Below are 23,253 nucleotides of genomic sequence, written 5' to 3'. Positions count from 1 at the left end.
CGCCCTCGAAGCTTCAGCGGCCGAGCGCCGTCTGAATGCCGGCGAGGCCGCGCCGCAGGAACGGATCCGAATGGATGTAGAAGAACTGGACGCCCCTATCGAGCCAGTGCGGCAGTTCCTCGGCGGTCACCAGCGTACCGGCGATCTTGCCGGCGCTGCGGATCTTCTCGACGGCATAGGCGACCTTCTCCATGACTTCGGCCGGGCGAGGTTCGCCGAACCGCGGAGCCGGGGGATAGCCCATGTTCTGCGACAGGTCGCCGGGGCCGATGAAGAAGACGTCGATGCCATCCACGGCGAGCATCCCGTCGAGATTGTCGATCGCCTCCAGCGTCTCGACCATGCTGACGAGCAACCGCTTCTCGTGGTCGGCAGGCAGTGCGTAGCGAACGGCATCGACGATGGCGCGCGCCTGTTCGGCCGTATCGACCATCGGCACCATCAGACCGTCGGCACCCGCGTTCAGATAGCGGATCAGGACCGGTCGCTCGTGCGAATGCGGCCGGACGATCGCCGCCCCGCCGACGGAGCGGACGATCTGCGACGTCATCCGGACGTCCTCGAAGCTCCAGGTGCCGTGCTCGCAATCGACGAAGATCGAGTCGGCTCCGAGCTCCACCAGGCGCGCCGCAAGGCCGGACGATGCGTGGTGCGGCGTGAACATGGTTATGGGTTCGCCGGCCCGAAGCCGGGCGCGCAGTTTCGCGCCGTTCATGGTGCTCCTCCTATTTGTTCTTCGGCAGGTCCGGCGTATCCGCCGGCGCACCCACCCAGCGCGCCGTCTCGATGTCGGCCGAGGTGTCTCGCATGAAGGTCGGGCAGATGTGCAGTTCGGGGATCACGGCGCCCTTCTGCAGGGTCGCGCAGAGGGCGATCGCTCTTGCGACATCATGCGGGTCGAGCATGACGGCGCGCTCTTCCGCGAGCGGCGGCCGGGCGCGGTTCTCCATGATCGGGGTGTTGGTCTCGCCGGGCAGGATCGTCGTGGCGCGGATGCCCTGGTTGCGGTAGGTGTTGTGCAGGAAGGTCATGAAGTTCTTCACGGCCGCCTTCGCCGCGCCATAGGCCGCGCCGCCAAGCAGGTTCGGGTTGAGCGCTGCGAGGGATGACACGGTGATCACCGTCCCCTCGCCCCTGGCGATCATGTCCGGCAGCACGGCCTGCGTCAGATTGAAGACCGCGGTCAGGTTGACGTTCACCGTGGAATTCCACTCCTCCTCGCTGATGAACCGCGCGTTCAGCACCTTGCTGGCGCTGCCGGCATTGTTGACGAGGATGTCGACCGCCCCGATTTCGTCCTTCGCCCATTTCACCGCGGCGAAGATCGCCTCGCGGGATTCGATGTCGAGCGGGCGGGCGACGGCCCTGCCGCCTTTCTTCTCGATTTGATCCGCCACCTCCTGAAGTGGCCCCAGGCGGCGCCCGGTCAGGATCACACAAGCGCCTTCTTCGGCGAGGAGCAGCGCGGCCTCACGGCCGATGCCCGTCCCCGCCCCCGTTACCAGCGCGATCTTCCCGTCGATGCGACCCATTTGCCTCTCCTACTCCGCGGCCACGGCCGATCGGCCATTGTAGCCGTAAATCGCCTTGGCGGCCTTCGGAGTGATCAAACCCTCGGCAATATCCTGCTCGATGAGTTCTCGAGAGCGCTCGGCTGCACGGCCCCAGCCGCCGCCGCCGGGCGTCTCGACCTCCAGCCGCTCGCCGGTCTTGAGGACGACCTTGCCCTTCGGAAACTGCGGCTTGCCTTCCCTGCTGACCTTGCCGGCGCTGCCGCTCTGCCCTTCGACCACGCCGAAGCAGGGGTGGCGGACGCGCTCTGAAGCCATGTAGATGCTCATCGGCGCCTTGCCGAGATTGCGAAGCACGACCCGCTGGCCGAGGCCACCGCGGTGTTTGCCGGCCCCGCCGGAGTCGGCGATCAGTTCCTTGCGCTCGGTGAGCGCCGGCACGGCGATCTCGAACATTTCGATCGCCGTGACCTTGCAGTTCGACGGGAAGCTCAATGTGTCCAGACCGTCGAATTCGGCGCGCGCACCCTGTCCGCCATGGAAATTCTGGACCGAACCATATTGCGAGCCGTCGTCACGTTGGCCGACGCAATTGGCGGCCCAGATCGGCGCGCCGCCGCTGTCGCCCATCACCTTCTCCGGAACGACCCCTTCCAGCGCCTTGAAGATCAGCGACGGGATGACGTGGCCGATGAGGTTGCGGGAATTGCCCGCCGTCCAGGGCTGCGGATTGAGGATGCTGCCGAGCGGCGCTTCGTCGGTGATCGGTACGATGCAGCCTTCATTGTTCGGCGTTTCCGGATCGAGCAGGCACTTCAACGCATAGACCGAGTGCGCATAGCGATAGTTCGTGCGGCAGTTGATCGAATGCAGCACCTGGTCGGAGGTGCCGGCATAGTCGACGTGAATGGCGTCGTCCTTGACGACCACGCTCGCCTTCAGCTTGACGTCCTCGTCATAGCCGTCGAGGAGAACCTCGGCGCTGTAGGTGCCGTTTGGCCATTCGCGGATCGCCTTGCGGGTCTGCGCCTCCGAGCGTGAATGGATGGCGTCTGCCAACCCGTCGATCTCGTCGAGACCGTACTCGTCAAGGAATTTCAGCAATTCGCGGCCCATGACGTTGTTGGCGGCGATCATCGATTCCAGATCGCCCTGCACCTCGGTCGGCAGGCGCACGGAAGCGGCGATGATGTCGAAGACGTCCTGGTTGGGAACGCCGGCCTTCATCAGCTTGACGATCGGAAAGCGGATGCCTTCCTCGAAGATGTCGCTTGCCTCGGAGTGCAGCGGCGCGCCGCCGATGTCCGGCAGGTGGGCGATGGAGCCGGCATAGGCCACCACCTTGCCGTTCTTGAAGATCGGCGTGATCATCGTCACGTCCGGAAGGTGGCCCGTGCCGATCTCCGGATCGTTGGTCGCGAGAACATCGCCCTCCTGCAGCCTCTCGGCCGGGAACTTCGGCAGGAAGTATTTCTGCGCGGCGGCCGGCAGCGAGGTGATGAACACCGGGATCGACCAGGTGCACTGGGCAAGGGCCCGGCCGCGGCTGTCCAGAAGAACCGTCACATAATCATGGTTCTCGCGGACGATCGGCGAGAAGGCCGTCTTGCCGAGGACGTTGTCTGCCTGGTCGGCGATGAAGATCAGCCGGTTCCACATCACTTGCAGATTGATCGGATCGTGGAAATCGATAGCGGGCTTCGACATCGTGGTGTCCTTACTGAATGTTGATCACGAGGTTGCCGCTCGCGTCGGCGTGGAACATGCCGCTCGGGCCGACGACCGCGGTCGATTCCCGTTGTTCGACAATCGCCGGGCCCTTGATCTCTTGCCGGACGGGAAGCTTGTAGTGGTCGTAGACCGGCGTCTCCATGAAGCTGCCGATTTCCTGGAAATAGACCTGGCGGCTCCCCTTCCTCGCATCGGCGACTTCCGCCTCATGCGGCCGCGTCACCTGATCCTTCTCGCCGCTTGCCCTCAACCGCCAGGTGATGACCTCGACGGACGCAGCCACGGTTCGGCCGAACAGCTCGCGGTAGAGCTTCGAGAAGTTCGCAAGAAGCTGCTTCAGGAAATCCTCCTTGGGGAGACTGCGGTCCGGAAGCGCCACGGTGATCTCGTGGCCCTGGCCGACATAGCGCATATCGACGGTATAGCGGTTGGTGATGGTCTCCTTCGCGACACCGGCCGCGGCGACGACTTCGGCGCCCTGGGCTGCGAGGTCGGCGAGGAGCTGGTTCATCGCGTCCATGTCCCAGGCGTCGACCGCCATCGGATGGCTGGCCGATAGGTCGACCGCGACCGGGGCGATCAGCAGGCCGATTGCCGAGGTCACGCCGGCGCCGGTCGGGCAGATGATGCGCTTGATGCAGAGCTTGCGGGCGATGCCATAGGCATGGACCGGGCCCGCGCCGCCGAAGGCGACCATCGGCAGCGATCGGGGGTCAACGCCGAGGTCCGTCGCATGCATCGCGGCCGCCTTGCTCATCGATTCATTGACGAGATCGTGGATGCCCCAGGCGCAGCGGTCGACGCTGACGCCTAGGGAACTTGCCAGTTTCGCCATGGCATCGAGGGCGGCATCCCTGGAGACCTTGAACGTGCCGCCAACGAAGGACTCGGTGCCCATATAGCCGAGCAGGATATCGGCGTCGGTGACGGTCGGCTCGGTGCCGCCGCGCTGGTAGGCCGCCGGGCCCGGAAGCGCGCCAGCCGAGCGCGGGCCGACGTCGAGGAGGCCGAGCGGGTTCTTCGCGGCGATGGAACCGCCGCCGGCACCGATCTCGATCATCTGGATCGACTGGATCTTGAGCGGGAAGCCGGAGCCCTTGCGGAAGCGCTGATAGTGGGCGACCTCGAGGTCGGTGCCGACGGTCGGCTCGCCGTTCGGGATCAGGCAGAGCTTGGCGGTCGTGCCGCCCATGTCGAAGGACAGCACGCTGCCCTCGCCGGCGATGCGGCCGAACTCGGCGGCGGCAACGGCGCCGGCGGCCGGGCCGGACTCGATCAGCCGGACCGGAAGCTCGGCGGCGCGCCGGCTCGGGACCAGACCGCCCGACGAGGTCATCCAGAGAACCTGGCGGTCGATGCCCTCCTTGGCGAATTCACGCTGCAAATGGGCGACGTGGCCGGCCATCTGTGGCCTTGTATAGGCGTTGACGACCGTCGTCGAGGCGCGATCGAACTCGCGGACCTCCGGGCAGACCTCCGAGGAGAGGGATACGAAAATATCCGGGTCCTCTTCGCGCAGCAGCGCGGCAACGCGCTGTTCGTGCTCTGGGTATTTGTAGGCGTGCAGCAGGCAGACGGCGACGGAGCGGATGCCCTTCTCCTTCAGGCGTCCGGCGATCTCGCGCACCGTCTCTTCCTTGAGCTCGGCAATCACCGAGCCGTCGGCGGCGATGCGCTCGGCGGCGCCGAAACTGTTGGCGCGCGTCACCAGCGGATCGGGATATTTGATGTTCAGGTCGTAGAGATCGTAACGGCCCTCGTTGCGGATGCGCAGCATGTCCTGGAAGCCGTCCGTCGTGACGAAGCCGGTCTCGACACCCTTGCGTTCGAGCACCGCGTTGGTGACCACCGTCGTTGCGCCGAGCACCTGCAGGTTCTCGATGGCGATCGAGCCGGCGAACTCTTCCAGGAGCTCGCAGACGCCCTGTACCACCGCCTCGGCCGGGTTCTTCGGCGTGCTCAGCACCTTGTGCAGGTGGAGATCGCCGTTGTCGTCCAGGAGAGCGAAGTCCGTGAAGGTACCGCCCGTGTCGAAAGCCAGTTTTGCCATGTTTCCCTCGAAGCGACTGTTCGGCGCGGGAAGCGCCGTTGTGGGCGGATCCGATGCTTCGGACCCGATGTCTGCTTCAAAGGTTAGGGGAACGGTTGGCGCATTGGCCAACACAACTACAGTCTGCCGCTATAGGGTTTGCTTATGGCCGCTATGGGAACGCTTTGGTGGCAGCCGCCGCGTCGCGTTCAAACGTACTCACGCGGCGCGCTGCAGGTTTTTTCTTGTGCATGTCGTCATCCCAAAACCGCTGCACACTTTTGGGCGACATGCACTAGGCGGGCCGGATTCCCGGATGTTCGCTGCTCATGAGCTTGCCGACGACGTCCAGGAGTACCGAGCGCGCAGCAATGGCAGGCTCCGAGAGCGGAAGATGATCGGCCACGCAGAGCGAGACGGTCGCGTCGATGACAGGCTTCGTCAGTGCCCTCACCTGCGCCCCGGAAAAGCTCGCCGTCTCGGTGACCACCGAGGCCGGGAGAATGGTCGAACCAAGCCCCTCGAGGACCGCCGCGCTGAGGGCGGGAACGGATTCGATTTCCGAGACGACCTCCGGCGTCGCCCTTGCCCTTGCCAGGGCGTCGTCGATCAGACGTCGGAGCAAATGTGCCTTGCTCGGAAGCAGCAACGGTATCTCCTGGAGCTCCGAGAGAGGAAGGGGCGTGTTGCTCTCGCCAGGCAGTTCGATACCGGGTGGCGAGACGAGAAACATTTCCTCGCGGAACAGCGGCTGCAGGGTCACACCCTTGATGGGGTTGGCGGCATAGATCAGCGCCATGTCCATCTTCCCGGTCATGATCAGCTCGCTGAGGATATGGCCGAAACTATCGTTGATGTGGACGACGATATGGGGATGCCGCGCCTTCATCTCCTTCAGGATCGGCAGCGACAGGGCGCTGGACGAGGAATAGGTCGCCAGGCCTATGGAGACGCGGCCGGCCACCGACTTGGCGGCCTGGTCGATGTCGATCTGCGCCTGCTCGATCTGTTTCAGCATCAGTTGCGCGTGGCGGTAGAGGATCAGTCCCGCCTCGGTCGGCGCTATGCCGACATTGCTGCGGATGAGGAGCTTGTGCTTGAAGTGCGCCTCAAGGGAGGCGATCTGCTGCGACAGCGCCGGCTGCGCCGTCCGCAGGATGCCCGCCGCCCGCGAAACGCTGCCCGTGTCGACGATCTTGACGAAGCTTTTCAGTTTTCTGAAATCGACACTCATGGCCACCGGCTTCTTGTTTCATGGAAACGTAAGGCCTGTGGCCGGAGGGAAGCAAGTACCTCCCTGGGGTACCAAATTCGGCAAACAGGAAGCGCCCCTCATCCGCCTGCCGGCACCTTCTCCCCGCAAGCGGGGCGAAGGGGACCCGCGGTGACGTTCTCGATCTTGCAGTAACAGCAGCCAAATACGCCAGCGGCGTCCCCTCTCCCCGCTTGCGGGGAGAGGGCTAGGGTGAGGGGCAGAGCCCGGCGCACCCCGAAAGTTCAGCACTTCCGAATCCGCCCTGCCATAGCCCCCCCACCGGCGCTACTTGAGAGCAGCCACCGCCCGCTCGATGCGGTCACATGCTTCGGTGATCGCCTCCATCGACGTCGCGATGGACAAACGGAAATAGGGCGAAAGCCCGTAGGCGCTTCCTTGCAGCGCCGCAACCCCGACGCCGTCCAGCAGGTAAAGGATGAAATCGAGGTCCGTCTCGATCGTCTTGCCTTCGGGCGTTTTCCTGCCCATCACGCCGGCGCAGTTCGGAAACAGGTAGAAGGCACCGTCCGGCACCAGGCAGGAGAGACCCGGCACCGCATTGAGGCGCGCGCATGCATAGTCGCGGCGCTCCTTGTAGACCTTCACGCTTTCGGCGACGAAGGATTGATCCGACGACAGCGCATGCGCAGCCGCAGCCTGGCTCACCGACGACGGGCAGGACGACATCTGCGACTGCAGCTTGTTGATCGCCGCAACCAGCGGCGCCGGGCCGGCCCCGTAGCCGATGCGCCATCCGGTCATCGCGTAGGACTTCGAGACGCCGTTGGTAAGCAGCACGCGACCTTTCAGCTCCGGCACCGCAGCGACGAGCGTCGTCATCGGCTCATCGCGGAACCAGACCTGGTCGTAGATATCGTCGGAAAGTACGAAGACCTGCGGGTGCCTGAGCAACACTTGGCCAAGCGCTTCGAGTTCGGCCCGGCTATAGGCCGCGCCGGTCGGATTTGAAGGCGCGTTGAGGACGAGCCAAAGCGTCTTCGGTGTGATGGCGGCCTCAAGGGCCTCGGGGGTCAGCTTGAAGCCCTGCTCCTGCGGGCATTGAACGATGACGGGCTTGCCGTCATTGGCGATGACCATGTCCGGATAGGAGACCCAATAGGGCGCCGGGATGATCACCTCCGCGTCGTACTCGACGCTCGCCATCAGTGCCAGGAAGAGGATCTGCTTGGCGCCGCCGCCGACGCAAATCTCGTTGTCGGCGTAGCTGAGACCGAGGCGGCGTTCGAAATCGCCGATGATGGCCTTGCGCAACGCCGGCGTGCCGTTCACCGGCGTATATTTCGTCTCGCCCCGGTCGATCGCCGCGTGGGCGGCCGCCTTGACGTTGTCGGGCGTGTCGAAGTCCGGCTCGCCGACGGTCATGTCGACGATGTCGCGGCCGGCCGCCTTCAATTCGCGGGCCCGGGCTGCGGCCGCCGTGCTCGGCGACACCTTGATCCTGGAGACGCGAGACGCGGGCACGAAAGTGCTCATCGGATTTTCCTCAATATTGGACTGTGATCTGCTGCAATCTGGCTCTGGAGCGGGATGGGGAAGCGTGCGCCCGGCCCGCATCCCGCCCTGATCTAGTGCACCGCGTCGGTCTCGCCGCGCATCTTGCCGGTCAGGAACAGCTCGCCGAGTTCCTCATGGGTGATGTCCTTCGGCAAGCCGTCCCAGATGACCTTGCCGAGGCGCAGGATCACCGCACGTTCGGCGACCTCCATGGCCTTCTTGGTGTTCTGTTCGACAAGCAGGATGGTCTGACCCGCCGCGTGAAGCCGGAGCAGCTCGTCGAACACGACATGAATGGCGGCCGGCGAGAGGCCAACCGATGGCTCGTCGACCAGCAGCACCTTTGGCCGCTGAAGCACCGCCATGGCGACCTCGAGAAGCTGTTGCTCGCCGCCGGACATGTTTCCGGCAAGGGTCGAACGGCGGGTCTTCAGGATCGGGAAGAGGTCGTAGACATAGTCCCGGTCCGCCTTCACCTTGCTGTCGCGGATCGTATAGGCGGCCATCTGCAGGTTTTCGTCGACGGTCATGACCGGGAAGTTGCAGCGTCCCTGCGGCACGAAGGAGATCCCCTCGCCGAGGATTGCCCGCGACTTGCAGCCGGCGATGTTCTTGCCCTGCCAGTCAATGCTGCCGCCCTTTATGGTGGTCATGCCGTAGAGCGTCTTCAGGAGCGTCGACTTGCCGGCCCCGTTCGGCCCCATCAGTGCGACGAACTGGCCCGCCGGCACGTCGAGATCGATGCCGTTGAGAATGTCCAGCGTGCCGTAGCCGGCGCGCAGGTCCTTGATTGAAAGATCGGAATTAGCCACCAAGATAGGCCTCCCTGACACGCTCGTCCGCGATGATATCATGCGGCAGCCCTTCGACGAGTTTCTTGCCCTGGTCGAGGACGACCACCCGCTGGCAGATGCTGGTCACGACGTCGATATTGTGCTCGATCACCAGGAAGCTGACGCCGAGCGACTTGTTGGCATAGAGGATCGTTTCGATGACCCGCTCGATGATCTTCGGGTTGATCCCGGCCATCGGCTCGTCGAGCAGGATGATCTTCGGTTCCGGCATCAGCATCGAGGCGAACTGGATCAGCTTCTGCTGGCCGCCGGAGAGATTGCCGGCCGGTTGGTGGCGCACGTCCCACAGGCCCGCCATCTTGATGAGCTCGCGGGCCCGGTCGCGCAGGCCGGATATGCGCTTCTTCGACAGGCGGCCGATGCCGAAGGTCGAGAAAAGCGATGGAAAGGTGAACATCTGTCCGGCAATGACGAGGTTTTCCTCGACGTCGAGGGCCTTGAACACCACCGTCTTCTGGAACGACCGAAGCATGCGGCCTTCGCGCGCAATGCGGTTCAGCGACCAGCCGGTGATGTCCTGGCCATCGAGCTTCACCGTTCCGGCGTCCGGTCTCTGCAGACCGGTGCTGCAGTCGAAGAAGGTCGACTTGCCGGAACCATTTGGGCCGATGAGACCGGCGATCTCGCCGCGATCGACATGGAGGCTCACCTCGCTGACCGCCTTGACCGCGCCGTAGGACTTGCTGATTTTGTTGATCTCGAGGATGGGAAGACCGGTCATTTCGCACCTCCGATCATGTCCCAGAAGCGGTTGAGGACGGGAGCGAAGCCCTTCTTGAACCAGAAGACCAGCACGAGCAGGCAGAGCCCGTAGGCGATCATGCGCAGTTCCGGCGTGATCCGGAGCGCTTCGGTCAGCCCGACGAAGAGCAGGCTGCCGAACACGACGCCCGAGATGGTTCCGGCGCCGCCACCGAGCACGATGATCAGCATCGTCGTCGAATAATACATCTGGAATGTCAGCGGGCTGACGACGGTGAGGTAATGGGCGTAAAGGCTGCCGCCGACCCCGGCGAATGCCGCGCTGATGATGAAGACGAGCAGCTTGTAGCGCCAGGTCGGGACCCCGAGCGATTCCGCCAGCGTCTCGTTTTCGCGGATGGCGATCATGTTGCGGCCGGCCGGCGAGCGGACGATCATCCACACTGCCAGGGTCGCCAGCGCGCCGATGGCAAGCGCCATGTAGTAGAAGCTCGTGGTTCCGGAGACGGTGAAGGACAGCGGACCGAGGGCGAAGTGCGGCTTCGGGATGGCCGAAAGCCCCATGTCGCCGCGGGTCACGGAAATCCAGTTCTTGGCGATCGCCTGGCCGATGATCACGAAACCCAGCGTACACATGACGAAGGAGGTTGCGCGCAGCCGCAGCGCCGGTATGCCGAGCGGCAGCGCGCAGGCGCCGGCCAGCAGCCCGGCGGCTGCGGCATTGACGTAGAAAGGCGTTCCGTAATGCACCGCAAGGAGGCCGGCGGCGTAGGCGCCGATCCCGAAGAATGCGGCTTGCGCCAGCGACAGGAGCCCGGTGTAGCCGACCAGCAGGTTCAGGCCGTGGGCGGGCAGCATGAAGATCAAGGCGATGATCAGCGAATGGGTGACGTAGCGGCTGCCGATGAATGGTGCGGCAAGCGCGACGACCACGAGGATCGCAGCAAGCGGAAGGCGAAGATCGCGGCGGCGTATCTGCTGTGCGGTATCAGCGAGAGACATGTCGAGTCCTCAATTCGAGTAACGTTCGGCATGGGGCGCGCTTAAAAGCGCGCCTGCGTCGAGAAGAGCCCGTAGGGACGCCACATCAGCATCAGGATGAGCGTGGCGAAGCCGACCGTGTCGCGGAACTGAAGCCCGACATAGGTCGCCACCAGGCTCTCGGCGATGCCGAGGATCATTGCCGCGAAGAACGTGCCGCGGACGTTGCCGAGACCACCCATGATGATGATCGGCAGCGTCTTGAAGGTGATGAGCTCACCCATGCCGCCATAGACGCTGACATTCACGGGAGCGGTCAGCACACCCGACAGCGCGGCCAGTGCGGCACCAAGGATGAAGGTATGCAGCACCACCTTCGGCACGTCGATGCCGACAACTTCGCAGCACTCGACGTTCTGCGACACGGCCCGCATCGATTTCCCCATGCGGCTGTAGGTCACCATGAGCTCGAGGCCGATGAAGACGAGCAGACAGACGACGAGGATGAGGATCCGCTGCGCGGCCAGACTGAAGCCAAGGACCGACAGGGGTTCGATGTAGCCGCCGGAGAAGAACTTGTATCCGCCCCCGAAGACCAGGATGACGGTGTTCTGCAGGACGAGGGCGATGCCGAGCGTGGCGAGCACCCCGGCCTCCGCCGGGGCGCCGACCATGCGCTGCATGACAAGCCTTCCGACGACATAGGCAACGATGATCGTCGACAGCACGCCGACGATGATCGACGCCTCGTAGGAGAGGCCGAGATAGTCCACGGCGAACCATGCCCCGAAGGTGCCCAGCATGTAGTATTCGCCGTGGGCGAAATTGATGGCCCTGAGCACGCCGAAGATCATCGTCATTCCGACGGCGACGATGGCGTAGACGGAGCCCGTCACGATGCCGTTGACGATCTGCTCGATGACGGTCGAGAACATGGTCGCGTCCCCTTTCAATCTTTACTGCGCGGGATACTGGATTTCCGCAGTATAGGCGCCTTTGATGGCCGGCTTGCCGTTTTCGATCTGCAGCAGGATCATCGGCAGGCGGGCCTGGTTGTGATCATCGAAGGTGACCTCGCCGACCGGGCTCTTGTACTTGATCTTCGACAGCGCCTCGCGGACCTTTTCGCGGTCATTGCCGCCGGCCTCGTGGATCGCCTGCGCGAGCAGGCGGACCGTGTCCCAGTGCACATAGGCATGGTTGTTCGGCGCTTCGTCATAGGTCGTGGTGAATTTCTCCACGAATGCCTTGCTCTCCGGGGAATCCCAGGCCGGCAGCCATGCCGCCGCCTCGACCGCTCCTTCGAGCGCCGTCGGAGCCGACTTGATGGTCTTCTCGGTGTTGAATTCGCCATTGCCGACCAATGTCACTTTGCCAGCGAGACCGAGTTCGACCATCTGGCGCGCAACGATCGGCGTGGTGTCCGCCAAACCGTACATGAGAATCGCCTGCGCACCGGAATCGCGGATCTTCGCGAGCACGCTGCGGAAGTCGACTTCGCCTTCCTTGTAGTAGTCCTCGGTGAGGATTTCGCCCTTGAACTCGGGCAGGTATTTCTTGGTGAACTCGATCGCCGACCGGCCATAGTCGCTATCGACGGAGAGGACGGCGAACTTGGTGAAGCCGCGCTGTTCGGCAGCATACTTCGCCACCACGAAGGCGCGGTTCTCGTCGGTCGGATAGTTGCGGTAGGTCCACTTGAAGCCGCCGACGCCGGCGGCATAGGTGATCTTCGGATTGGAAGACGCGGCATTCAGCAGAAGAACTTCGGCGTCTTCGGCGACCGGCTGCATGGCGAGCGTGACCGAGCTTGAAACGTCGCCGATGACGTAGTCGACTTCGTCCTCGTCGATCAGCCGGCGGGTGGCGGATACGCCTTCGACCGGCGTGCCCTGGCTGTCGGCCGAATAAAGCTCGATCTTCTGCCCGTCGACGCCGCCCGCGTCGTTGATTTCCTTCACGGCGAGTTCGGCGCCGCGCATCGAGAAGGCGCCGTAACGGGCGTTCGGGCCGCTCATCGGCGCGACTATACCGAGCTTGATGGTGCCATCGGCTGCGAACGCCAGACCCGACAGTCCGGGGACAGTCACGGCCAGCGAGAGGATGGCGGTAGATATGCAAAGTGCCCTGCGGCTCAACGTGTGTTTCATGTTCCCACTCCATGTTCTTGGATGCGATCGCCGGGGCCTGTGCCTTAGCGTGCTTCTGACCGCTTTCCGCGGTTCTTGTTGCGCCAGCTTATCTGCCGGCCCCGTCACAGTAGGTTCACGAAAGTGCCGCTGGCCAACACAACTCCATTCTGCCGCTATAGCGTTTATTTATAGCGAGGCACCCGACACGCTAATGCCGGCACGGCACGCCAAAGCTGACCTGCGCCCCTTACCCCCCAAAATGTCCGTCGCTTGGCCGAGTGCGGCACGCGTTTCAGTTGTTCCTAATGAAACAGCGCAGGAGGCGACGTCATGGTAGGTAGAACGATGGAGGAGGTACGGTCATGCGCCAAGTCTCTATGCTCATGGCTACCATCGGATTTCTGGTCTGCCTCGCCGTTGTGGCCATCTTCATACGCATGGATTTTTTCGGTCGCCTGCTGGCGGACAAGGTGCTGGCGAACGCCGCGATGCCGACCGAAGCGATACCACCCACCTCCGGGCAGATCCCCTTTTCCTCCGCGGACATCCAGATCATCGGCGGACGGGGCGAAGGGCTGAGCTGCAGCCTGCCCAAGCTCTTGGCCGACCTCGCCTTTCCGCAGGAAGAAGGGCGCGAGGCCATTGGTCTCCAGATGCGGCAGGCCTGCGCGACGCACGACTATTGCTACAGACATGGCGCGGCCACCTACGGCTATACCCAAGCCGATTGCGACTTCCTGCTGCAGGAGCACGCGTTTCGACTTTGCTACTTCATCGAGCGTCGGGAACCGGGCGCCGACATGGAGGCCAAGCAAAGCAAATGCATCCGTGATGCCAGGCTCGTCACCCTCGGCGTCCGCGCCGGCGGCAGCGATTCATTCCGGTCGCTGAACCCCACTGTAGATGCCCTGTCGCAGGGCCTCGAAAACAAGGCAGGACTTGATGGCAGAGCGTCGACTTATTTCGAGTTCGATCCCTATCCCGTTCGATCCCTTTCCTACGCCGTCTATCGGATTGCGGATGCCCCGGACGCGGAGGGCACGCTCCCGGGATCGAAGGCGCTTTACAAGTTTGCGATGCGACCTTCCGGCATGTTCGTTTCGAAAGCGACTATGGGTAAAGGAACCAGGTTTGGGGCGCTTAAACTCCACGTGAAGCTGCCGGGCGACCCGTCCTACATCGTCAATGCTCCCGTTGTCGTCGCCACGACGCACAAGGGCAAGAAGGAAGACTGGTTCGTATGGTGGCAGCGACGCGGCCTCAACCAAACGGGAGGGCGCATCCTGGCGATTGCTGCGAGGCGGGCGACCAACGAGGACTGGAACTGCCTCTACCGCGCCGGCATGACGGAAGAAATGCTTGGTGACCACGATCCATGCGCGGCGCGCAATACCATCGCGATCGTCGAAGTGGGCAAGGCGGAGACCGACGATGGCGGTTTCTCCCAGGTCGTTCCGGCCCACGGCACGCAGCCGGCACCCGATACGCTTCACTTGATGGCGCTGCAGACGAACAGCTGCGACGGAAGTGGGGCGAAAGCTTCCTGTTTTCGCGACATTCTCATCAGCACGGCGCTGCGCCGCAAGCACCAGCCGCAGGAGGCCCTGCGGGTGGCGGACCAGCTTGCGAATGAAAAGCCGGGACAGAAACAGGACGAGGACGGCTTCTATCGCAACTACGTGGCTGCGCCACTGGTCTTCCAGTCGCCACTGGAACGCGATCCGCTGATCACCTGGGCGCGGCGGGACAAGGATTATGAAACGAAGGCCTTTCTGCGGCGCATCGGCATCGCCCGCAAGACCGCGAGGCCCAAGAACGATACCGGCCGGTCGCGCGGTTCGTTATGGCTGGCCGACATAGAGGAAATTGACGAACCCGTGTTCGCTTTGGGTCGGACGGGCGAGCGTCAGTCGCTGGTGGCGATCCGCAAGTCGGACGACACGGGCGTAGGCCGCGTGCAAATCCGCCAATGGCGCTTGCCTGGGCTGCGGGACGACGACACGGGCGAGGCGCCCTTGATCAAGGCGAACACCGATGCGTGCCGACCGAAGCTAGAAGGCACCTGGCTCGCCAGACCGCCAATTGTGGTTTCCGTCGGATCGGACGAAGCCGTCGTCCTCTTGTCGCGCCTCGTTGCCGCGAAGGAGGAGGACGGAGGCTACGGACTGGCCTTGGCGACGCTGAAGATCGGCACCGATGGGCGCTGCTCCGAAAGCCCTTTCGCCGGTCCGAAGATCCCTGCGGTCGAGCTCATTGCGAGCGTAACCGAAAACGACAATGGCAAGTCTTTGCAGCCCCAGGAGATCCTGAAGCGAAAGCTGAAACGTCTCGAACTGCTTCGGACGACCCCGATACTTGTCGACGATCTGGATGGAGACACCACGCTCGAGGTGGTCTTTCCAGGCGCCGGAGACGTTCTGAATCCCAAGATCATGGCGCGGGTCAGCAAAGACGGGATTTTCTTGCCGGAGCAGGTCATGGCGGAAAGCATGGTCCAACGGTAGAGGCGTCGTTGTTGATGCGCTTCGAAGGGGTCATCTGGGGAATGGGAGGCTGACGTGAAAACAAGTCTACGCGGCATTTGCGCAATGCTTGCCGAAGAGGCGATCGTGCTCGCGGCTTACAACGACGGCACCGGCACCATGACGATCGGCGCCGGCCACACCGCGGCTGCCGGCCCGCCGGCTCCCCGCGCCGGCGCGACGATCTCGCTCACCGAGGCCATCAATATCTACCGCAACGACCTCGCCAAGACTGAGAGCCAGGTCCAGGCAGCAGTGAGAGCCGTGCTCTCGCAGCACCAGTTCGATGCGCTCGTCTCCTGGCACTTCAACACCGGCGCAGTATCGAGTGCCACCTTGACGCGGAAGCTGAACGCCGGAGACGCGGCCGGCGCTGCAGCCGAGTTCGCCCGCTGGAACAAGAGCAAGGGCAAGGTCCTCGAGGGCCTGGTCGCCCGCCGCGAGCGCGAGACGGCGATGTTCTCGAAAGGCGACTATGGCAATCCGAAAATCCGCGTTCTCGAGAGCAAGAGCGGCCCGGAGGAGATTTTCACTGCCGACCAGATCGAGGCGCTCCTTAGCGGCGCGGTGAGTTCGGAGGACGAGCAGTCCACCGAAGAGCTGCTCGCAAATCCGATCTCGCAGCTTCTGCCGCTCCACCGCCCCAATCAGACCATCGGCGTCACAAAAGCCGTGTTCCAGAAGTTCCACGACCTCATTCCCGAGGACGGTCGCGACGATGCGGTGGCGGTCGTGGCCGTGCGTGGCTATTACCTCAACACAATGGGCAAGGAGGGGGCCAACGACCGCGGCGTCTATGATGATGCCATCTTCGTCCTCGAGCCTGACGGCGTCCATAACTTCAACGGCAATACCGATCCCGGCCGGTTCGCCCGCGGCATCGCCAAATTGAAGTCGCACCAGGCGATCCGGTATCGTCCAGGCCCACACGGATTTTCACGCAAGAACGGCCCCTATCCCGCCTTTCGCCAGGACAGCAACTGCACCGTCATCCGCGACGAGACCGGTGAGGATACGGATTCGCCTGGCGGCCGCTTCTGGATCAATCTTCACCGCGGCGGCATCACGTCGACCTCGAGCCTCGGCTGCCAGACCGTTCCGCCGCACCAATGGAATGAATTCAAGACGCTGGTGGACGGCCTGCTGAAGAAGCATGGCCAGGAGAGCTTCTATTACTTGCTCGTCGACCAAGACGATGTTCCACAGGAGGAAACGACCGTGCCCGCCATATCGCAGCCCGCGCCTACGCCGGCCGAGGTCAACCCCGCACAGGTGCTGCAACAGATTCTGACGCTCGCAGCAATGTTGCGCGGGCGCACGACGCCGAATCAGACCGACATGGTCTGGTTGCAGGACATCCTGCGCGTGCTCACCGCCGATCCGATCATACTCAATGGCGAAATTCTGAATGGCAAGAAACCGGACCCACTCGTCTCGACCAGCGACCCCCAACTGACGCCGGTCAACGGTGCGCTCGGCAAGACGATCGGCCATGCTCTCGACGGTCGAAAGACCGCGATCGGCGTTGTCGGGATGCTCGCCACAACAGTCCTGCCGATATTCTTCCCGCAATTGGCACCGATAACGGCCGTCGCCGGCACGCTGATCGATGGCGTGGCAAACGTGAGCACCACGGCGACGCAGCCCGGCGGCGGTCTGGGCCGCGACCTTGTAACCGCTGCGTTCCCGATCTTTGCTGCCGTGGCGGGCTGGGGGACGATGGGCAAAGTCGAGAAGTGGGTCCAGGCCCTGAGGAGCGGACTTGTCGCTCCGGCTGGCAGCCAATCCCTGATTCATTAGAGCATTCAAAAATGCTACAGCGGCCTTAGCGCGTCCGATTGGACGCGCGGCGCGCAACCCGCCAACACTCCCGACGCCACCGCGATCCTTGGGCACCTCTGGTGCACTTCAAACAGCCGCACGCAGCCCATGTGGTACGCGTGCGGCGCCGGCTCTCCTTGATGACGGGAGCGTCGTCGGCCGTGCGAAATTTTGTCACGTTAACGCAGCGCGTGCAGAAGTTGACGCTAATCAAGGGCCGCGTTGCGTCCATTCCGGCGTGGAAAGAGCGCTTCGGACATACCTATCTCATGCTCTGCTGATCCAATCTGCTGCATGACGAGAAGCGGGATCTCATTTAGTGTCGCAGCACTCCACCCACCTCGCTTCCCGTAAGAGAAAGCTGCCTTGAACAGGAAATCACCGGTCTATCTCAACGCCCTGCGTGCCTTCGAAGCGAGTGCACCCACGGAAGCTTTTCTGGCGCGGCCGAAGAACTCAATGTGACCGCCGCTGCGGTAGGGCAGATGGTCCGTGGACTCGAAGGATGGCTGGGTCTGCCGCTTTTTAGGCTTTAAGCTTCTCGAGCCCCGCGACCGCCTGAGCGGGCCGAATTCTGTCTGTCGGCGCCAGCGGTGAACCGTCGGGTGACGGGTTCGATCTTGGCGCGTCGTGGTTCTGGCCCGGCATGCAGCCTGCCGTGGGGGGCCTCGTCGATCTTCTTGATGCCGCGGTGGCAGCGGTAACCGGCTCCGAACCGAAGCGTAGCTGCCGAGACAGATTCGACGTTTCACCTCGGCGCGCGGCCCTCGATGATGGGTGCCGAGGATATCAAGATCGTTGCTGCTCCTGCGGCAGAGGGAGTACCCTCCAGATGCTGGGCACCTTGGAGGTATCATGCAACCGGAGCAAATCCGCCTCACCGGCGCAAGGGAAACCCTGCTGATCACGCTCCAAGCCAAGGCAGCCGAAAGCGCCATGCCGGATTCGCTGCTTCGCGATCGCTTCGCCGCAGATGCATTGCACCGTATCGATCAGGACAGTTGGCATCTTAAGGTTGGTCACGACATGACCATCGGCATTGCGCTGCGCGCCTATACGCTTGATCGCTGGACCGAGGCATTCCTTCAGCGCTGCCCGAAGGCGACTGTTGTCCATCTCGGCTGTGGTCTCGACAGTCGTATCTTCCGGATAGATCCCGGGCCGGGAATTCGCTGGTTCGAAGTGGATTTTCCCGATGTCATCGCCTTGCGTCAGCAGATCTACCCCGACCGCGCGGGCTGCGCGATGATTGCCGGATCGATCGTCGACAGTGGTTGGATTGCGGAACTTCCCGCCGACAGGCCGGCGATGATCGTCGCCGAGGGCGTTCTACCTTATCTGAAGGAATACCAGGTTTTACAGGTTCTGCGACGGATCGCCGGCCATTTTCCCTCGGGCGAGATAGCCTTCGACGCCTATAGCAGTTTCGCAATCCGACTGCTGCGCTACAATCCGGCCATCCGCGCCACCGGTGCCTCTCTCCATTGGGCACTCGACGACCCGGCGGAGATAGAACGGCAGGTACCGAGGCTAACGCTCATCGAGGATCGTTCGGATTGGGACATCGGACAGGTGGCGCGGATGTCACCGCCCGCCCAGATCGCACTGCAGCTCTTTAGCACCATCCTAACTCCCTATCGGATGGGGCGCCTGGTTCGATATCGCTTCTGAGAGGTCCGCACCATTCCAGCGCGCCTCCCGAATACGGACGAGTTTCGGGAGAGGAGCGCTTTGCGGAAGGCGATGTGCAGGGCAACCGAACCCGGCCTTCGAAGGCTACTTAAGGGAATGCCGAAAGGCCTTACTTGCACAGACCTGAGAAGCAGCGCACCATCATAAATGGTAACTTCCGTCTGCTGCTCCGATCGAGGACACTTCGCCATTCCCCGTCGGCGAGCGGGCATTCGCATCAACGACTGTGGCGGCAAGGCTGAACGGAGTTTCGCGATGAAGACGGGTGATCGACCAGTTTTGGCTGCAGACCGCGCGAGGCAAGCAGGGTCGGCCAGAGCGATAGCGGCTCAATCGGCGCTGCCATGCGAAAACGACGGCGCGGACGGCGAAGCATTCCGGGCGATCGATCGGATGCGTGAGGCTCTGAGTGCAACGGCGACCGGCGGTCTCTCACCGGCCGCATTGACGCTCGCCTTTTTCGACTGGTCGATCCACCTCGCATCAGCGCCGGGCAAGCGCATGGAACTTGCCCATATGGCAGCGCAGAATTGGGGCCTCCTGCTGACCTACATGGCTGCGGCCGCCACCCGTCCGGACGCGCCGCCCTGCATTGAGGCGCTGCCGGGAGATAACCGGTTTCGCGCGGAGGGCTGGCAGAAGCAACCTTACACAGTCTGGGCGCAGGCCTTCTTGCTGGGCCAGCAGTGGTGGCACAATGTGACGCGCAACGTCCCCGGCATGACACCGCACCACGAGGACGTCGTCTCCTTCACCGCGCGCCAGTGGCTGGACGTATTCTCGCCGTCCAATATTCCTTTCGCCAACCCGGAAGTAATACACAAGGCGATGGAGACGGGCGGGGCGAACTTCACGCAGGGGTTCCGCAACTGGCTTGAAGACGTCGGTCGGCTGGCCACGAAGCAACGCCCGGTCGGGACAGAAGCGTTCCGCGTCGGACACGATACTGCGGCCACGCCTGGAAAGGTCGTCTATCGCAATCACCTGATCGAGTTGATCCAGTATGCACCGGCGACGGAGGAGGTCCTCGCCGAGCCGATCCTGATCGTGCCGGCCTGGATCATGAAATACTACATCCTCGACCTTTCACCGCACAATTCCCTGATCCGCTATCTCGTGGCGCAGGGCCACACCGTCTTCTGCATTTCCTGGCGCAATCCGAGCGCGAAGGACCGCGACCTCACGCTCGACGATTACCGGCGATTGGGAATCCTGGCCGCGCTTGATGCCGTCAGCGCGATCGTCCCTGAACGCAAGATCCACGCAACCGGCTACTGTCTGGGAGGGACGCTTCTAGCGATTGCGGCGGCCGCGATGGCACGCACCGAGGACCAGCGCTTGGCTTCGGTTACGCTGTTTGCCGCCCAGACGGACTTCTCCGAACCTGGCGAACTGGCGCTGTTCATCGATCACAGCCAGCTGCATTTTCTCGACAGCCTGATGTGGCATAGTGGCTGTCTTTCCGCCGATCAGATGGCGGGGGCATTTCAACTGCTGCGCACCAACGATCTCGTGTGGTCGCGCCTCGTCCACGACTACCTGATCGGCAAGCGCACCCCGATGACCGATCTCATGGCGTGGAACGCGGACCCGACGCACATGCCCTACAGGATGCATGCGGAATATCTGCAGCGCCTCTATCTCGACAACGAACTTGCCGCAGGCCGTTTCATCGTTGACGGTCGCCCGGCTCACCTCCAGAACATCCGCGTTCCCATGTTCGTCGTCGGGACTGAGCGAGATCATGTCGCACCGTGGCATTCCGTCTACAAGATCCATTATCTCACCGACACCGACGTCACTTTTGTGCTGACAAGCGGCGGCCACAATGCCGGCATCGTCTCCGAGCCAGACCATCCCGGCAGAGGTTTTCGCATCGCATTGACACGTGAGAGCGATTCCAGCGTCAGCGCGGACGAATGGGTTGCGGCAGCCACATCCAAGGACGGCTCATGGTGGCCGGACTGGGTCGAGTGGCTCGCCGGCCATTCCGCGCCGAAACGGGTGACACCGCCGGTCATCGGCGCTCCCGAAAGAGGCTATCCCCCGATCGATGATGCGCCTGGCACTTATGTGCATCAGCGGTAAAGCTATTTCCATCGTCTTAAACGTCTACCGTCCACTGTTCCCGACATACACTATGCGATCTTCGAAGCATCGAAGCATCAAAGGTTTGCTTCTAAGCCGCGGCAAGCTGCACGGCGACGGCGCGGCGCGCGTTGCTTATCGCGAACACCAGCATCGCCAGCGCCGAGATCGCCGCCGGGATGGAGAAGATCAGGAAGGGGAAGCGCGACGATGCGGGGGGTCCGCAAGCATGACCTTGCGCCGCAATCGATGGCCGAGAGCGGGGCTGGAGACGCGGCGGGAAGCGGAAAAGCAAAAGGCCCGCCGGGGTGATCCGAGCGGGCCAGTTGTTTTTGGATTTGGTTGCGGGGGCAGGATTTGAACCTGCGGCCTTCAGGTTATGAGCCTGACGAGCTACCGGGCTGCTCCACCCCGCGTTACCTCTTGAACCGGGCGGCAGCCCGGTGGTTCCTTGTATGCCGGTCCTCGGCCTTTGGCCTGTGGTCCGGCGGGGCTGCTCCAGCCCGCGTTACCCGAGCAAATTGCCTTGGCAATTTGTCTCGTATCGTGCGAGCAAATCCGTGCGGATTTGTCTCGTTTGTCCGGTCCGAGTTTTGCGCAGCAAAATCTCGTTTGTTTCTGTTTGCGGTCCGGCCAAGCAAAAGGCCGCTTGGTCAGCGGCCCGGTGTTCGGCTTGGGCCGAGCGTGTGTCGAGAAGATGATCTTATGAGTGTTTTTTCTTGCGCTTTGCAGACCTGGCAGCGACCTACTCTCCCGCGTCTTAAGACGAAGTACCATCGGCGCTGGGGCGTTTCACGGCCGTGTTCGGAATGGGAACGGGTGCAGCCACCCCGCCAGAACCACCAGGTCGGCAAAGCGCAAGCTTTTGCGCCCGGAGGGCGCAAACTGAATGAGAAGCTGGTGAAGTCCGCGTAAACCGCCTGCGGTTTATCGCTTTCACTTCGTTTTTGAACACGTCATGCGTCTTATCCGGACAACTCCAGCAGCCGGCAGAGCCGAGCCGCCAGTCGTCTGGCGCGCCGTCCGCAGCGCCTTTGGCGCGTGAGGACAGAAGAATGATGCTCATCTATGATGAGCATAAGCAATGGGAACGATCAAGCCGATCGAACGATTAGTACCGGTAAGCTTCATGCGTTGCCGCACTTCCACACCCGGCCTATCAACGTGGTCGTCTTCCACGGTTCTCGAGGGAATACTCGTTTTCAGGTTGGTTTCCCGCTTAGATGCCTTCAGCGGTTATCCATTCCATATATAGCTACCCTGCTATGCCCTTGGCAGGACAACAGGTCCACCAGAGATATGTCCATCCCGGTCCTCTCGTACTAGGGACAGATCCTGTCAATATTCCTACACCCACGGCAGATAGGGACCGAACTGTCTCACGACGTTCTGAACCCAGCTCACGTACCGCTTTAATTGGCGAACAGCCAAACCCTTGGGACCTGCTCCAGCCCCAGGATGCGATGAGCCGACATCGAGGTGCCAAACAACCCCGTCGATATGGACTCTTGGGGGTCATCAGCCTGTTATCCCCGGCGTACCTTTTATCCGTTGAGCGATGGCCCTTCCACGCGGGACCACCGGATCACTATGACCGACTTTCGTCTCTGCTCGACTTGTCAGTCTCGCAGTCAGGCGGGCTTATGCCATTGCACTCGACGAGCGATTTCCGACCGCTCTGAGCCCACCATCGCGCGCCTCCGTTACTCTTTCGGAGGCGACCGCCCCAGTCAAACTACCCACCATACACTGTCCCGGATCCGGATGACGGACCGCGGTTAGACATCCATGACGATAAGGGTGGTATTTCAAGGATGGCTCCACGAGAACTGGCGTCCCCGCTTCAAAGCCTACCACCTATCCTACACATGCCGACACGAATGCCAGTGTAAAGCTATAGTAAAGGTGCACGGGGTCTTTCCGTCTGACCGCAGGAACCCCGCATCTTCACGGGGAATTCAATTTCACTGAGTCTGCGTTGGAGACAGCGGGGAAGTCGTTACGCCATTCGTGCAGGTCGGAACTTACCCGACAAGGAATTTCGCTACCTTAGGACCGTTATAGTTACGGCCGCCGTTTACTGGGGCTTCGATTCAGAGCTTGCACCCCTCCTCTTAACCTTCCAGCACCGGGCAGGCGTCAGACCCTATACGTCGTCTTGCGACTTCGCAGAGCCCTGTGTTTTTGATAAACAGTCGCTACCCCCTGGTCTGTGCCACCCCACAATGGTTGCCCATCATGGGGTCACGCTTCTTCCGAAGTTACGCGTGCAATTTGCCGAGTTCCTTCAACGCAGTTCTCTCAAGCGCCTTGGTATACTCTACCTGACCACCTGTGTCGGTTTCGGGTACGGTCTATACGGTGGAGCTATTTCCCGGGACCGCGTCCGAGCCTGGACAATCCAATAAGTCCAGACAAGT

15 protein-coding genes, 1 tRNA gene, 2 rRNA genes and 1 pseudogene (1 of these 19 running past the window's edge) are annotated in these 23,253 nt (G+C 62.6%); 5 read left to right on the top strand and 14 right to left on the bottom strand.

Going from position 1 to position 23,253, the window contains the following annotated elements:
• Window positions 1-13: 13 nt before the first annotated feature.
• The 11 genes from NGR_RS28325 to NGR_RS28275 form a co-directional block, all read right to left on the bottom strand.
• On the bottom strand, window positions 14-715 hold the full coding sequence (locus NGR_RS28325) for an HpcH/HpaI aldolase family protein (RefSeq protein ID WP_012709914.1): 702 nt from the start codon (window positions 713-715) through the stop codon (window positions 14-16).
• Window positions 716-725: 10 nt separating this feature from the next.
• A complete protein-coding gene (locus NGR_RS28320; RefSeq protein ID WP_012709913.1) occupies window positions 726-1,532 on the bottom strand; it encodes an SDR family oxidoreductase in 807 nt (268 codons plus the stop codon).
• Between the two features lie 9 nt (window positions 1,533-1,541).
• Entirely contained in the window at window positions 1,542-3,218 is a 1,677-nt protein-coding gene (locus tag NGR_RS28315) for a hydantoinase B/oxoprolinase family protein (protein WP_012709912.1), read from the bottom strand.
• A 10-nt stretch (window positions 3,219-3,228) separates the two neighbouring features.
• A complete protein-coding gene (locus NGR_RS28310; protein ID WP_012709911.1) occupies window positions 3,229-5,292 on the bottom strand; it encodes a hydantoinase/oxoprolinase family protein in 2,064 nt (687 codons plus the stop codon).
• A 274-nt stretch (window positions 5,293-5,566) separates the two neighbouring features.
• Entirely contained in the window at window positions 5,567-6,505 is a 939-nt protein-coding gene (gene nac / locus NGR_RS28305) for a nitrogen assimilation transcriptional regulator NAC (protein ID WP_012709910.1), read from the bottom strand.
• 306 nt (window positions 6,506-6,811) lie between these two features.
• Window positions 6,812-8,020 carry an aspartate transaminase gene (locus tag NGR_RS28300; RefSeq protein ID WP_164924542.1) on the bottom strand — a complete coding sequence of 403 codons (1,209 nt, stop codon included), beginning with the start codon at window positions 8,018-8,020 and terminating at the stop codon, window positions 6,812-6,814.
• Window positions 8,021-8,112: 92 nt separating this feature from the next.
• The gene (locus NGR_RS28295; RefSeq protein ID WP_012709908.1) at window positions 8,113-8,856 is read right to left on the bottom strand and encodes a branched-chain amino acid ABC transporter ATP-binding protein; all 744 of its coding nucleotides are present in this window, start codon (window positions 8,854-8,856) and stop codon (window positions 8,113-8,115) included.
• Complete coding sequence (locus NGR_RS28290; protein ID WP_012709907.1) at window positions 8,846-9,616, bottom strand: ABC transporter ATP-binding protein; 771 nt, start codon at window positions 9,614-9,616, stop codon at window positions 8,846-8,848. The genes NGR_RS28295 and NGR_RS28290 overlap by 11 nt, the downstream gene beginning before the upstream one ends.
• Window positions 9,613-10,599: a branched-chain amino acid ABC transporter permease gene (locus NGR_RS28285; RefSeq protein ID WP_012709906.1), complete on the bottom strand. Its 987-nt coding sequence runs from the start codon at window positions 10,597-10,599 to the stop codon at window positions 9,613-9,615. Before NGR_RS28285 ends, NGR_RS28290 begins: the two co-directional genes overlap by 4 nt.
• Before the next feature lie 41 nt (window positions 10,600-10,640).
• Complete coding sequence (locus NGR_RS28280) at window positions 10,641-11,513, bottom strand: branched-chain amino acid ABC transporter permease (protein ID WP_012709905.1); 873 nt, start codon at window positions 11,511-11,513, stop codon at window positions 10,641-10,643.
• A gap of 21 nt (window positions 11,514-11,534) precedes the next feature.
• Window positions 11,535-12,728 carry an ABC transporter substrate-binding protein gene (locus tag NGR_RS28275; RefSeq protein ID WP_012709904.1) on the bottom strand — a complete coding sequence of 398 codons (1,194 nt, stop codon included), beginning with the start codon at window positions 12,726-12,728 and terminating at the stop codon, window positions 11,535-11,537.
• Between the two features lie 344 nt (window positions 12,729-13,072).
• Between NGR_RS28275 and NGR_RS28270 the strand changes: the two genes are divergently transcribed.
• The 5 genes and pseudogenes from NGR_RS28270 (at window position 13,073) to NGR_RS28250 (ending at window position 20,833) form a co-directional block, all read left to right on the top strand.
• A complete protein-coding gene (locus NGR_RS28270; RefSeq protein ID WP_012709903.1) occupies window positions 13,073-15,214 on the top strand; it encodes a hypothetical protein in 2,142 nt (713 codons plus the stop codon).
• Between the two features lie 54 nt (window positions 15,215-15,268).
• Complete coding sequence (locus NGR_RS28265; protein ID WP_012709902.1) at window positions 15,269-17,032, top strand: lysozyme; 1,764 nt, start codon at window positions 15,269-15,271, stop codon at window positions 17,030-17,032.
• Window positions 17,033-17,419: 387 nt separating this feature from the next.
• A pseudogene (locus NGR_RS28260) lies at window positions 17,420-17,580 on the top strand (LysR family transcriptional regulator); the annotation flags it as partial.
• A gap of 328 nt (window positions 17,581-17,908) precedes the next feature.
• A complete protein-coding gene (locus tag NGR_RS28255) occupies window positions 17,909-18,724 on the top strand; it encodes a class I SAM-dependent methyltransferase (RefSeq protein WP_164924692.1) in 816 nt (271 codons plus the stop codon).
• Between the two features lie 276 nt (window positions 18,725-19,000).
• Complete coding sequence (locus NGR_RS28250) at window positions 19,001-20,833, top strand: PHA/PHB synthase family protein (protein WP_012709900.1); 1,833 nt, start codon at window positions 19,001-19,003, stop codon at window positions 20,831-20,833.
• Between the two features lie 339 nt (window positions 20,834-21,172).
• Here NGR_RS28250 and NGR_RS28245 read toward each other — a convergent pair.
• The 3 genes from NGR_RS28245 to NGR_RS28235 all read right to left on the bottom strand — a co-directional run.
• Window positions 21,173-21,249 (bottom strand) — tRNA-Met (locus tag NGR_RS28245).
• 316 nt (window positions 21,250-21,565) lie between these two features.
• A 5S ribosomal RNA gene (gene rrf / locus NGR_RS28240) occupies window positions 21,566-21,680 on the bottom strand.
• A 243-nt stretch (window positions 21,681-21,923) separates the two neighbouring features.
• Window positions 21,924-23,253, bottom strand: a 23S ribosomal RNA gene (locus tag NGR_RS28235); it runs 1,469 nt beyond the window's last position.

Source organism: Sinorhizobium fredii NGR234 (genome assembly GCF_000018545.1).
GTDB lineage: Bacteria > Pseudomonadota > Alphaproteobacteria > Rhizobiales > Rhizobiaceae > Sinorhizobium > Sinorhizobium fredii_A.
This window is presented reverse-complemented; position numbering and strand designations above follow the sequence as displayed.